The sequence below is a fragment of the Caballeronia catudaia genome, from assembly GCF_001544755.2.
Classification (GTDB): Bacteria; Pseudomonadota; Gammaproteobacteria; order Burkholderiales; family Burkholderiaceae; genus Caballeronia; species Caballeronia catudaia.
Genome location: NZ_FCOF02000017.1, coordinates 66,135 through 78,671, shown reverse-complemented (window position 1 = coordinate 78,671; position 12,537 = coordinate 66,135). Strand labels below are relative to the sequence as shown.

The window sequence follows — 12,537 nt, the reverse complement described above, 5'->3', positions numbered from 1 at the left end:
TGAAATCAGAGCTAACATGCAGGAGTCGTCGGAAATGTCTATCGTCGAGCGAGTCCAACGCACGGGTTCAATCGTCACTTCCCGACTGGATTCTCGTCCCCAACGCTTGCCCGACTACGCTGCGGAAAATGCGGCTCTGCACGCTCTGGCCAAGGCGCTTACTACGTCGAAGAGGGCGATGCTGCAGACGTTGGTCGACACCGCTCTTGCCCTGTGTCGCGCTGGAAGCGCGGGAATCAGCCTTCACGAACAGCAGCCAGGCCAGCCGGATACCTTCCGTTGGTTTGCGGCGTCGGGTCAGTGCGCTCGGCTCGCCGGCCACGTCATCCCGACGGACGAGAGCCCCGGCGGGCTGGCATTCTGCTTAGGCGCACCTCAACTCATATCTTCTCCGAAGCTGGTATTCCCGTGCCTTTCGGTGATTGAACCCCACATCACCGAAGAGCTCGTTGTACCGGTCCCGGGCGCAGACGGTCCGCGGGGAGCGCTTTGGGTCCTATCCCATGATAGCGAGATACAGTTCGACGCCGAGCATTGTCGCATTCTGTCGAGCTTGGCCGACTTCGCGTTCGCGGCCTTGAATGTTGCGGACGCAAAGGCCGACGCTGAAGCGCGCGCGGAGGAGGCCGAAGCGGCCAAGAAATCGCTGCTGCGGGCCGAGGCGAATAAAGACAACTTCATCGCCACACTGGCCCATGAACTGCGTGGCCCCCTTGCGCCCATAGACGCGGCGTTGGAGGCAGCACAGAAACTCTCAGCGGGAAATCCCGCAGTGCTTTCGGCCCTCGCCCTAGCGCACCGTCAGGTTCAGCAGATTAAACGCCTCGTGAGTGATTTGCTCGATGCATCGCGCGTCCGGCACGGCAAGCTCTGCGTCAACCTCGGGTACTGTCTGATTGGTGACATTGTCAAGGACGCCATGGCCGCCGTCGGCGAATATGCGAGAAAGCGCAGACAACATTTGTGCGCATCCTTGCCGCCATACCCCGTGACGGTGTTTGCCGATTCGGCTCGGCTGACGCAGGTTATCTGCAACGTACTGTCGAATGCGGTGAAATATACGCCCCCCGGCGGCGAGATTAGGTTGGTCGTTGAGGCGCCCGACCCGGACGCGATGGCCGGAAACGAGCAATCGAGATGGAACGCCGTCATCTCGGTGACCGACACTGGTATCGGAATCGCGCCAGACCTGCTACCGCGGGTTTTTGAGTTGTACGAGCAGTCGCCCTACCTAGGTACGCGTGCTGACGGGGGCTTGGGCTTAGGTCTTTCCGTCGTGAAATATCTCGTCCAAGCGCATCATGGCACTGCGACAATCGCGAGCGACGGTGTAGGCAAAGGAACCTGCGTGACAATTCGGCTGCCCATCGTATGCAAGAGCGGCGTCGGGCATTCTGCTCCGACCACGCATGGCATTCCGCCTGCTCGAATCTTGTTGGTTGACGATAGCTGCGATGCGACAGAGGCGCTCTCGATGTTGCTGGCGCTAGATGGGCATGACGTGCGGCGCGCGCAAAGCGGCTCCGAGGCGCTGGCTATCGTTGATTCATTCATACCGGACTTCGCATTGATTGACGTACACATGCCGGGCATGGACGGTCCGACGCTCGCCAGTTTGCTCAAGCAGTATCCCCAATGTTCGATGACTCGACTCGTGGCCCTCACTGGAGACGCTGCACCGACCGAGCGCCAAGACGGAGTCTTCGATTGCTACCTCGTGAAACCGCCGGCGCTTGAGGACCTGAAACAGGTGTTGCAAGTCGAGCGGCCGCCGCGACCACTGGCTGACAGTAGTTGACGGCGTTCTGCCTTCGACCACGCATCGGGAAAGGATGAGGGCGGTCGATAACGAACGAGCCGCAGTACACGCGAGCCGTCTTCGAAAGGAAGGCATTCGACTTCCATCCCGTCGCACGCGTCGTCCGCGTGGGAGAGCAGGCCGCGAAGCAGGGGAATCCTGGTCCTCGCTCGGGCAGAAGTTCAAAGGTCGATTCGGGCGCCTCTGACTCGCCAGATTTCAGCAGCCACCGGTTTAATAATGTCGCCCCTACTTCAGCGTCGTGACCATCTTTTTTCCTCTTTTTCATCCGCACAGAGAAGTCAAAGCTTTCAGACTTTTGCTTGGCAGCAAAATTGTGCGCCGCAGCATGTCGACCGTAGCGCGGCTCCTGCTGACCTCCAGCACGGCGAACGCGTCGTCTTCTCGCCAGTCCCATCAGCCGCGGCATTCCCGTCCTTCGCCATTGGTTCAGACTTAGCTAGCGGGCGCAACGGGCTTGCGCGCTGATGCGTCAAGCACGGGCGCGAGACTTGCGTCGAGTTGTCGCGGCATGGCAGTACCGCCAAGCACGCGATTGGAGCACCACATGAAAATGATAAAAATCGACACGCTGCCACCGATTCAGCTTACCCATGGCGTGCGCGAAGTCCGCAAAAAGCTGAGACGTATAGGAAGCTCCAAGGGCACGACCGAGAGATGGCTATAACTGAAAAGCCCGTTCCCATCGCGCAACTACTTTGCCGCCAACAAATACGTCTCACAACGGCGGTAGATTTCGCGGGTCGTTGCAGACGAGAAGTCGAGCCGCAGATTGCTGTCGAAAATAGCAGCTAAGGCACTGCCGCTCAGCGTGAGACCGGTCTCAGCTTCAATGACCTTCGCAATCAATAGCGCTCGACTTGTTAGCATGACCCTGGCCACGAGGTCTTCATCACGTTGCAATGCCTTTGACCAGTAAGTCGATGACTCCACGGTATTCTCTGTCGACATCCACTCACTGGTCGCGAATTTAGTCGCAAGGTGCGAGATGACGAGGAAGGTCAGCAGTTCTGTCTGCGCGCGCAAATCTCCGCTAACGGAAGATGTCATATCGGTAGAGCAGCAAGGCGTGGTCATGATGACATGCATTTTAGGACGCGTCAGCCTGAGTTCAAGGCTTTGCCAAAGCTTAAATATGCACCGCGCCGAAGTTCGTCGGCATTAGCGCGACATCACGAATGGTCAATCCTCGTTGTCGTGTCAGCATGAACTTGATGGCGTCTGCAACTTCGCTAGGCTCGATGAGGCTGCCCGCCTCCTTCGCCTCTTTCCTTCTCCTCGGGCCAGTCCGCGAGAAGGGCACTAATCACCGGTCCGGGCGAAACGGACCCGGCTCGAATGCCGTGCCTGAAGACCTGCCGACGCACCGTTTGCACAAAGCAGTTGATTGCCCATTTGGATGAGGCGTATACCGGCTCCCATGGTGTCGGGAAATGAGCCGCCAGGGAACTCGTCACGATGATGTCGACGGTCTTCCGCGCCATCATGTGCGGCAGGACATCATGCACATTTTTCATGACGACATTGACGTTTAGATTCAGCATCCTGTCGATTGCCGCTGAATCTGCGTCTACCAGTTCGCCGCCGACGTAGGTGCCCGTGTTCGCGTGAAGGATGTCAATTTGACCCGCTGCATCGAGCGCTCGGGGCACCAACGCAGCGCATGCAATCGCGTCAAGAAGGTCAACTGACAGGGGAATCGCCGCAGAGCCCAACTGCTTGCAAACGGATGCGAGTGCTGCATCATCGCGGTCCGCCGACACCACACGCGCTCCAGCGGCGCCAAGCATCTGAGAACTCGCAAGGCCTATTTACGATGCTGCTCCCGTCACCAACGCTACTTTGACTTGCATCTGCGTACCCATGGAAGCTCCCCGTTCATTGGTTTTCGACGTCGCCAGTCCATCAGCTGCTCAGTCTTCGGTAGGCGTTGAGGTGCCTGATTAGCCCCCGTCGGTCACCGCGCTTTTCCAGCAACATTGCGAGATTGTGATGGGCATCGGCGTAGTCGGGGTTCAGGGTGAGGCACCGCTCGTAGCTCGCCCGAGCCTCTTCGAGGCGCCCCATCGTGTCGAGCGCCACCGCTCGATTGAAGTGCAGAATTGCGTCGTCTGGAAAGTGCCGTAGCGCTTCGTCAAATACCTCGAGCGCCTTGCCACATTGATGCTCCTGCTCGCATAGCAATGCGCCTAAATCGACGAACGCCGCATAGAACGGTTCTGGCGCCAGTTCGATGGCGCGCCGATAGTGGCGCTGAGCGGCATCCGCGTCGGTCTTTACCAATTGCTCGGCTAGCTCGTAGCGCTCCTGGGCTTGAGCTGCCGCAACGCTTTTTCGCTCGGGTGATGCATCTAACAGGACGACATCGCCTTTAACCTCCGCCACTTCAAAGTCCAGCAGCATTTGCCCCGTGATTGCATCCCAGCGTGAGGGACCTGTCTTGACGACAATCGCGTCGCCCTCGGCGGCGACGCGAATCCCGGACAACGGGAGTTCATTCGGGAGCTCGCGCTTGAGTCGCGCAAGTGCTTCTCGCAGTTTCCGTGGAGTTGTCTTGGCCGTACGGAGTTGCAGTGCTGTGCGCAACAAGACGACGTCCTGGAAAGTAAAGCGCAGCGCGTTACGCGGTCCGCGGGTGGGCGTGACCAGCCCGAGGTCAACGAGCCCGCCAACAACGCGCCGCGAAACGCCAAGCATCGATTGAAGCTTGGCGAGCGAGACGTGATGTGATACGTCGCGCTTGCTCACTTGCGGGCACGCACCTTTGCTGGAGCCTCGGTGGCGACTTTCGGCGCTCGTGCGGCAGGTTTGCGCGTCTTCGGAACCACCGGCTCTTCAACCGCCTTCACTCCAGGTTTGCGCTTTTCAGAGGGTTTGGCTTTGTCGCCGCTCTTTGCGAGGCTTGCACGCAACGCCTCCATCAGGTCGATGACCTCGCCAGTCGGTGCAGCTTCGCCGCCCGCAGGCGCGACAATCTGTTTGCCTTCAATCTTTTGGTCGATTGCTGCGAGAATGCGCTTCTTCTCTTCGTCCTCATATGCGGATGCGTCGTAATTGTCTTCGGCGCCCTGTTCGATGATTTGGACCGCAAGCTTCAACTCGGCGTCAGAGACCGCCACGTGCTCGATGTCCAGGTCCTTCAACGAGCGGACTTCATCTGCGAAGAGCAACTGCTGGAACACCATGCCATCGTCGGTCGGGCGTATCTGGACAATTCGAGTCTTCCCTTTGTAGGACCATTTCGCCAGCGCGCATCGGCCAGTCTCAGCAAGCGCCCGCTGTAACAGGCTGTATGGCTTTCCGCCTCGCTTGTCCGGTGCAATAAAGTAAGCTTTGTCGTAGAACAAAGGGTCCACCGCCTTCTCCGGAACGAAGGAGACAATTTCGACAACGTGACTTGCGCCTTCTTCCAGTGCTTTCAGCTCCTCGCCGGTGAAGACAACATATCGGTCTTTTTCAAACTGGTAGCCCTTTTGCATCGAGGCTCGTTCGACAACCTTTCCCGTTGACTCGGAGACATACTGCTGCTTCACGCGCGAGCCATCCGGCGCCAGCATGTTGAACCGGACCTCGGACGAGCTTTCAGTCGCTGAGTAGAGTCGGACGGGAATGGAGACCAATCCGAAAGATAGAGAGAGCGACGCGATTGAGCGAGCTGCCATGGGCTTCTCCTAGCCGGCAGTTGGGATTTGCCGGATGAAAAGGACGCAATCGTCGCCCACGGCCGCCGGGGCGCCGTAGACAGAATAGCACCGCCCGTGCCGAGGCATCCGCGGCGCGGCCACAGCCGCTCAGCTAGGGCGCCGACACAGATGTCGGCATATCGCTTGCTTTCCCAGTCGTGCAAGATACGGAGGAAACATGGCTACGAAGACGAAAGAGCAGCACCCCAACAGCGAGAAGTCCGAGGACCTTATTGATGAATCGGTCGAGGAGACTTTTCCGGCAAGCGACCCGCCCGCCACCGGCGGCATTACACGCATCGAGACAGACGACGACAAGGAGGCCGGCGACGGCTCCGAGCGTAACGATGCTGCGTGAGCGATGGCTCCCGAGCGCGGGTTCCGACGCTATCGCGAAAGGCGTGCGACCGGCTCGCACGTCGCCTTGCTGACCACCCAACATGGCTTCGCCTCATGACACGAAGTCCCCGCCGCTTTCACGCTACCGAAAGAAGCGCGACTTCAGTATCACTCCCGAGCCGTCCGCATCGCCAGCTCAAACGGCCGGCGATGCAGGCAGCCTGAGTTTTGTCATCCAAAAACACTGGGCGAGCCGTCTGCACTACGACTTCCGACTCGAACTGGGTGGCGTACTGCTATCGTGGGCCGTTCCCAAAGGTCCTTGCTACGACCCCAGCAGAAAGCAGATGGCTGTGCACGTCGAAGACCATCCTATCGACTACGCAGGGTTCGAAGGCGCGATTCCGCCAAAGCAGTACGGCGCCGGTACGGTGATTGTGTGGGACCGGGGAACATGGGAACCGGTAGGCGACGCGGTCAAGGGCATGGGAGTCGGCAAGCTCGTGTTCCGCCTGCATGGCGAAAAGCTCGCCGGCTTATGGGAGTTAGTGCGCATCTCAAAGCCCGACGACAAACAAGACCAATGGATGCTCTTCAAGAAGCGGGACGAATGGGCGCGCCCGCTCGACGAATACGACGTCATTAAAGCACTTCCTGACAGCGTCATCACAAATCCGCTCGGGCTCGTCGAAGAACGTGAGCCGAGAGCAGCGAGACGTTCACGGGCGACAGAGCAAGACGCTGACTTCTCCGCTGCGGAAGACGCACCGTTACCTGCGAAGCTTGAGCCGCAGCTCGCAACGCTTGCCAACACTCTTCCCACGACCGGCGATTGGGTGACCGAGACAAAGCTGGACGGCTATCGGCTGCTGGCTCGTATAGACGGAAAGCGAGTCAAGCTGTTCACTCGAAATAGTCACGACTGGACGGCGAAGTTTCCAACGCTCAAAGTGGAAATACAAAAGCTCGCTGTCTCGAGCGCCTGGCTCGACGGCGAGATTGTCGTCTTGAAGGACGGCATTCCCAGCTTTTCGGCACTCCAAGATGCAATCGGCGGAGCGACCAATGCAGACATCGTCTACTTTCTCTTTGACCTGATGTATCTGGAAGGACAAGACTTGAGAAAGGTGCCATTGTGGGCGAGGCGCGCCCGGCTAGCGTCTCTTCTCGACGGCAGCAGCGAGCACCTCATCTTCAGCCAAGACTTCGACGCTCCGCCCGTTCGGGTGTTCGAGGCAGCAGCCGGCCTCGGTCTTGAGGGCCTAGTGCTGAAGCGCAGAGACGCGCCGTATCAATCAGGTCGCACGGAAACGTGGCTGAAAGCGAAAGCGCGGTTGCGCCAGGAATTCGTCGTCTGCGGCATGACCGGTCGTGGCGGCAACGCAGGCGAGGTTGGCAGCCTCCTTCTCGGCTACTACTCGGGAAAGAAGCTTCATGACGCAGGAAGCGTCGGGACCGGTTGGAGTTCCAAGACTGCGCGAGAACTATGGCAGCAACTAGCGCCGCTTCAAGTGGATGGAGCGCCGTTCGACACGCCCGTGAAAAAGCCCGGACGATGGTCAAGACGTGCGGCCGGAAGTGAGCTGTGGGTGAAGCCGACCAAGGTCGCCGAAGTTGAGTTTGCAGAATGGACCGCGGAAGGTGTTATTCGACAGGCTTCGTTTCGAGGGTTACGACTCGATAAGCCTGCCAGCAGCGTCGTACGCGAAGGCGGGAAGACTGAGCTTCCTACGCCACCTCCCGAGCTCAAAATCACGCACCCCGAGCGAGTGATTGACGCATCATCGGGAGTCACTAAAGGTGACCTTGTCAGATACTACGCAAGCGTCGTCGAGTGGATGCTGCCTCACTTGAAGGACCGCCCGGTTGCACTGGTCCGTGCGCCGGAGGGTGTGTCCGGTCAGCTCTTCTTTCAAAAGCATGCCGAGCGAACCGCGATGCCAGGCTTAGCGGCTCACGACCGCGAACTGTGGCCGGGTCACCCGCCATTGTTGACCGTCGACACGGCGGACGCACTATTAGCCGCTGCACAGATGAACACCATCGAGTTTCACACGTGGAACTCCGTCGTCTGTCGGTTGGACAAACCTGACCGCGTCATCTTCGACCTCGACCCCGGTGAAGGCGTGAAGTGGCCTCACGTGCAAGAAGCTGCTCAACTCGTTCGAGCGTTGCTTTCGGAACTGGACCTGAAGGCTTGGCTGAAGACGAGTGGCGGAAAGGGTCTGCATGTCGTCGTTCCACTTGCTCCCCGGCTGGGCTACGCGACGGTCAAAACTTTCTCTCAGTCATTCGTCCGCCACCTCGCGAAGACAATTCCAGAGCGCTTCTCTGCAGTATCCGGTCCGTCGAATAGAGTCGGCAAGATTTACGTTGATTATCTGCGCAATGGAAAAGCACAGACCACTGCCGCAGCATTCTCTGCTCGAGCTCGACCCGGGATGGGGGTATCGATGCCAGTCGCCTGGGAGCAGCTTTCTGAAATTAAGAGCGGAGCACAATGGAACGTTCAAACAGCACGCGAATATCTGAGCTTTCAATCGAGCGACCCTTGGTCAGAATTCTGGGCTTCCGGTCACTCCCTATCAGCGGCAATCAAGCGTCTGCCATAGGCGACGCTGCAGTCCAGCAATGACGTGGGATTCGGCGAACGTGCTCACACCTCTAAGTTCCGTGTCAGCAACCCGTCCAGCGCTTCACGCGCTGTTTGTAACTCATTTACAGCAGCGGTCAGACGAGCCAAATGGAGGGCCCGCGAGCTTTCATCGACCGACGTCTTGACAAACTCCTCCAGCGACTCGGAGGCTGACAATACCTCGCGAGCCGCGTCTGCAATACGCGCGATGGCTCGTGCCTCGTCACTTTCGCCGTTCATTTCGCTTTACTCTTCACGCGGTCGCTTAGTCTTCGACACGAAAACCGACCTTGAGCGTCACCTGCCAGTGAAGGATGTCGACGTCGTCGGTGTGCCCGCGAACCTCCGTAACCTCAAACCATTCAAGGTTCCGTACGCTGACAGAGGCCTTCTGGAGCGCTATCTGCACCGCATTATCGGATGAAATCGGCGAAGAGCCGGTGACTTCAAGGAGTTCGTACACGTGTTCGGACATGAAAGCTCCAGACTAAATACAAGCTGCTCGGGCTTGCGGTGGCAATCGCGTACGGGCAACAGTCGAGAGCCACCTGGAAGACAGGCGCAGCTGACCTTCCACAGCGTCCGCTGCGCCATGGGGACACTACGACGTCAGTTGCGCGCCTCTGCGCCCTTCAAGGCGTCATGCTTGTGCGAATGCGTCGCAGCGTACTTCAGTTCGAAATGCGCTCCCTTGCCGCTTCGAGTCGGCGGGAAGTGCTCGCCTTCTACGCACGTCACCTCAAACGTGTCTTTGCCGTCGTCATGAACGACCGAGTAGATGCCTGAAACCTTCACGATTTCGCCCGGCTTGTATGCAGTGTCGCCAGCCATAGTTGCCTCCAAGTTGTGGTTAATGAAGCGAGAGCAATCGCCGTTCCGCCGCTCGCGCGCCACGACTTCAACGCCCCGCGTCCTTGGGCCGCTGCTGGGATTCAGCAGAAGTTACGGCTCACTGTGTTCAAGCCGCCGAGCAAATGGGACATGTCGACAAGCCGCTGCGCAACGAGGTGTCGGACTTCACCTTCACACTGCCAGGTGCCGTACACACCCAGCAATGCAGCACCAAGTGCTTCTCGCCGCTGACGCTCTAGCAGCGACGGCCAGATGATGAGGTTGACATTCCCCGTCTCGTCTTCAATCGTTACGAACATGACGCCTTTCGCCGTACCGGGCCTTTGACGTACAGTAACCAGGCCGCAGCCACGAGCAAGCCGACCGTTCCGGTAGGTCATCAAGGTTGAGGCCGGCATTAACCGCTGCTCGAGCAATGTCGAGCGGAGCAACGACAGCGGGTGACGCCCGAGGGTAAGACCGGTCGAGTTGTAATCAGCGACGATGTTCTCGGCCTCTGACGGCGAACCGAGCATCGGGGTTTCATCGTCGATGCGCGCTTCCGCAAGAATGTCGCGGTCCGGGACCGCGGCGACTGACTGCCAGAGTGCCTCGCGCCGGTTCCCGGAGAGCGACGCAAGTGCATTGGCCGCAGCGAGCACTTGCAAGTCGCGACGGTCTAGTTGCGCACGTCTTACGAGGTCGCTCACGCTCGAGAATTGCTTCACGGCTCGCGCTGCCTCGATATGCTCTGCAGCACCATCTTTCATGCCCTTGAGTAGCGAGAGTCCGAGGCGCACTGCGACGGAGCCGTCAGCTTGCTTTTCGAGAACAGAATCCCACCCGCTAATGGTCACATCAACAGGAACGACCTTCACGCCGTGACGAGTGGCGTCTTGCAACAGTTGCGACGGAGAATAGAAACCCATCGGTTGACTATTGAGCATCGCAGCGAGGAAGGCGGCGGGTTCGTGACATTTCAACCAGCTGCTCGCATAAACGAGAAGCGCAAAACTGGCCGCGTGGCTCTCTGGGAAGCCGTATTCGCCGAAGCCGTGAATCTGCTGAAAGATGGACTCAGCGAATTCGTTGTCATAGCCTCGTTGGAGCATGCCGCCAACGATACGGTCATAGTATTTGTCCAAGCCGCCCTTGCGCTTCCACGCTGCCATCGCCCGGCGAAGTTGGTCTGCTTCGCCAGGTGTGAAGCCGGCTGCCAGGATGGCGACTTGCATGACCTGCTCTTGGAAGATGGGCACGCCGAGCGTCCGCCCAAGCGCCGTCTTCAAAGCCTCGCTTGGATAGCTTACTGGCTCGAGGCCTTGCCTACGTCGAAGATAAGGATGAACGGCGCCGCCTTGAATAGGACCTGGACGCACAATGGCCACCTCAATGACCAGGTCATAGAACTCGCGCGGCTTCATGCGAGGCAGCATGCTCATCTGAGCGCGCGACTCAATCTGGAAGACGCCGACCGTGTCAGCGCGCGAAATCATCTCGTACGTCGCTTCGTCTTCGGCCGGGATGTCCTGCATCTCGAAGCGCTCACCGCGTTGCTCGGACACAATGTCGAGCGTGCGACGGATTGCAGACAGCATGCCGAGCGCGAGCACGTCAATCTTCAACAGGCCAAGCGCCTCCAGGTCGTCCTTGTCCCATTGAATCGCGCTCCGGTCCTGCATGGCGGCGTTTTCAACGGGGACCAGCCGCGTAAGTTTGCCGCGACTGATGACAAACCCACCAGAGTGCTGCGACAAATGGCGCGGGAAGTTCAGTATCTGCGCGGCGAGCGTCGCCCACATCGCAATGAGTGGATTCGAAGGGTCGAGGCCGGATTCCTCGAACCGCCGGAGCAGGTCCCGAGAATGGTCGAACCACTGATGCGCCTTCGCGACCTTGTCGACGATTTGTGGGTCGATGCCGAGCGCCTTCCCTGTTTCGCGCAGCGCCCCGCGAGGACGATAAGTCGAAACAGCAGCGGCAATCGCGGCGCGGTCGCGACCGTACTTGCGATAGATGTACTGGATGACTTCTTCGCGACGCTGATGCTCGAAGTCGACGTCAATGTCTGGCGGCTCGCCTCGCTCTTTCGAGATGAAGCGTTCGAATAGCATGTTGCCGCGCGAAGGGTCAACCTCGGTCACGCCGAGGCAGTAGCACACGGCGCTGTTAGCAGCAGAACCGCGGCCCTGACATAGGATGTGTTGACTACGCGCAAAGCGGACGATGTCATAGACGGTGAGGAAATACGCCTCGTACCGCAGTTCACGGATGAGCTGCAATTCGTGCTCAATCTGCTCCTGCACCGCGTGCGGGATGCCGGACGGGAACCGGCGATGTGCGCCGATGTACGTCTCTTGGCGCAGGTAGGCCTCGTGAGTGAACCCCTCGGGGACGAGTTCGTCGGGGTATTCGTATCGAAGCTCGTCCAACGAGAAATTGCATCGCTCCAGAATGTTGAGCGTTTCGGACAGCGTATGCGGTGGATAGAGATTTGCCAGGCGCAACCGCGAGCGCAGATGCCCCTCTGCGTTCGGCGCCAGGTCATAACCACATTCGGCAACGGGCTTCCCAATACGGATTGCCGTCATCGTGTCTTGCAGCGGCTTTCTCGACCGCACATGCATGACGACGTTCCCCGTCGCAACGACGGGAATGCGATATTGGTCGGCGATGTACTCGACGACACCGCGGTGGATGTCGTCCATCGCGCGCTGTTGCAGAGTGAGACCGACCCACGCCCGCTCGGCGAAGACATCGTTCATCCACTCAAGTTGAGCGGCAAGCGCGTCTTCTTTCGCAGGAAAGTCCGGAACAAGAATAGCGAGGCAGTCGGGCATCCCGCGCAGATGTGCGTAGTCCTTCTCTGGCTTGGAAATGTCATGCGGCGTGAGCAGGTAGGTCCCTTTCACCGCGCGCATACGTCCGAGTGTGACGAGTTCGGACAGATTGCCGTAACCATTGCGATTTTGAGCTAACAATATGAGGCCGAACGCCGGGCTCTTGTCTGCATGCACGAGGCGAAAATACGAGCCGATGATTAGCGGTAGCTTCTCCTCTTTCGCTTGAACGTGCGCTCGCACTACTCCGGCAAGCGAACACTCGTCGGTGATTGCGAGGCCAGAGTAGCCAAGCTGTGAGGCGCGCAGCACCAACTCTTCTCCATGCGAAGCGCCGTGAAGGAAAGAGAAGTTCGTGAAGGCGAAAAGCTCCGCGTAAGCGGGAAGCAT

General features: G+C 59.0%; 10 protein-coding genes and 1 pseudogene. 3 read left to right on the top strand and 8 right to left on the bottom strand.

The window, feature by feature from the left end; genetic code table 11:
• The first annotated feature begins 34 nt into the window (after window positions 1-34).
• Window positions 35-1,798 (top strand): hybrid sensor histidine kinase/response regulator, encoded by a 1,764-nt coding sequence (locus AWB75_RS19340; RefSeq protein WP_235012159.1) that lies wholly within the window; start codon window positions 35-37, stop codon window positions 1,796-1,798.
• Between the two features lie 714 nt (window positions 1,799-2,512).
• On the opposite strand, the gene AWB75_RS19335 is transcribed toward AWB75_RS19340, so the two are convergent.
• From AWB75_RS19335 to ku, 4 genes and pseudogenes are all read right to left on the bottom strand, one after another.
• Window positions 2,513-2,908: a hypothetical protein gene (locus AWB75_RS19335; RefSeq protein ID WP_143746457.1), complete on the bottom strand. Its 396-nt coding sequence runs from the start codon at window positions 2,906-2,908 to the stop codon at window positions 2,513-2,515.
• A gap of 40 nt (window positions 2,909-2,948) precedes the next feature.
• A pseudogene (locus AWB75_RS19330) lies at window positions 2,949-3,630 on the bottom strand (SDR family oxidoreductase).
• 94 nt (window positions 3,631-3,724) lie between these two features.
• Window positions 3,725-4,567, bottom strand: a complete 843-nt coding sequence (locus AWB75_RS19325) for a tetratricopeptide repeat protein (RefSeq protein ID WP_061125691.1) — start codon at window positions 4,565-4,567, stop codon at window positions 3,725-3,727.
• Window positions 4,564-5,481, bottom strand: coding sequence for a non-homologous end joining protein Ku (gene ku / locus AWB75_RS19320; RefSeq protein ID WP_061125690.1), 918 nt, complete (start codon window positions 5,479-5,481; stop codon window positions 4,564-4,566). The genes AWB75_RS19325 and ku overlap by 4 nt, the downstream gene beginning before the upstream one ends.
• A 199-nt stretch (window positions 5,482-5,680) precedes the next feature.
• Between ku and AWB75_RS19315 the strand changes: the two genes are divergently transcribed.
• On the top strand, window positions 5,681-5,860 hold the full coding sequence (locus AWB75_RS19315; RefSeq protein WP_061125689.1) for a hypothetical protein: 180 nt from the start codon (window positions 5,681-5,683) through the stop codon (window positions 5,858-5,860).
• Window positions 5,861-5,942: 82 nt separating this feature from the next.
• Entirely contained in the window at window positions 5,943-8,453 is a 2,511-nt protein-coding gene (ligD, locus tag AWB75_RS19310) for a DNA ligase D (RefSeq protein ID WP_061125688.1), read from the top strand.
• A gap of 44 nt (window positions 8,454-8,497) precedes the next feature.
• Here ligD and AWB75_RS19305 read toward each other — a convergent pair whose 3' ends face one another.
• The 4 genes from AWB75_RS19305 to AWB75_RS19290 form a co-directional block, all read right to left on the bottom strand.
• Entirely contained in the window at window positions 8,498-8,716 is a 219-nt protein-coding gene (locus AWB75_RS19305) for a hypothetical protein (protein WP_061125687.1), read from the bottom strand.
• Between the two features lie 25 nt (window positions 8,717-8,741).
• Complete coding sequence (locus tag AWB75_RS19300) at window positions 8,742-8,951, bottom strand: dodecin (protein WP_061125686.1); 210 nt, start codon at window positions 8,949-8,951, stop codon at window positions 8,742-8,744.
• A 134-nt stretch (window positions 8,952-9,085) separates the two neighbouring features.
• Window positions 9,086-9,307 carry a hypothetical protein gene (locus AWB75_RS19295; RefSeq protein WP_061125685.1) on the bottom strand — a complete coding sequence of 74 codons (222 nt, stop codon included), beginning with the start codon at window positions 9,305-9,307 and terminating at the stop codon, window positions 9,086-9,088.
• Between the two features lie 101 nt (window positions 9,308-9,408).
• Window positions 9,409-12,537: an error-prone DNA polymerase gene (locus AWB75_RS19290; RefSeq protein WP_200823005.1), complete on the bottom strand. Its 3,129-nt coding sequence runs from the start codon at window positions 12,535-12,537 to the stop codon at window positions 9,409-9,411.

Excerpts from the sequence above, each read along its gene's own strand:
- AWB75_RS19340 (WP_235012159.1), top strand. The coding sequence starts at position 35 with ATGTCTATCGTCGAGCGAGTCCAACGCACGGGTTCAATCGTCACTTCC.
- AWB75_RS19335 (WP_143746457.1), bottom strand. The coding sequence starts at position 2,908 with ATGCATGTCATCATGACCACGCCTTGCTGCTCTACCGATATGACATCT.
- ku (WP_061125690.1), bottom strand. The coding sequence starts at position 5,481 with ATGGCAGCTCGCTCAATCGCGTCGCTCTCTCTATCTTTCGGATTGGTC.
- AWB75_RS19315 (WP_061125689.1), top strand. The coding sequence starts at position 5,681 with ATGGCTACGAAGACGAAAGAGCAGCACCCCAACAGCGAGAAGTCCGAG.
- ligD (WP_061125688.1), top strand. The coding sequence starts at position 5,943 with ATGGCTTCGCCTCATGACACGAAGTCCCCGCCGCTTTCACGCTACCGA.
- AWB75_RS19305 (WP_061125687.1), bottom strand. The coding sequence starts at position 8,716 with ATGAACGGCGAAAGTGACGAGGCACGAGCCATCGCGCGTATTGCAGAC.
- AWB75_RS19300 (WP_061125686.1), bottom strand. The coding sequence starts at position 8,951 with ATGTCCGAACACGTGTACGAACTCCTTGAAGTCACCGGCTCTTCGCCG.
- AWB75_RS19295 (WP_061125685.1), bottom strand. The coding sequence starts at position 9,307 with ATGGCTGGCGACACTGCATACAAGCCGGGCGAAATCGTGAAGGTTTCA.
- AWB75_RS19290 (WP_200823005.1), bottom strand. The coding sequence starts at position 12,537 with ATGCTTCCCGCTTACGCGGAGCTTTTCGCCTTCACGAACTTCTCTTTC.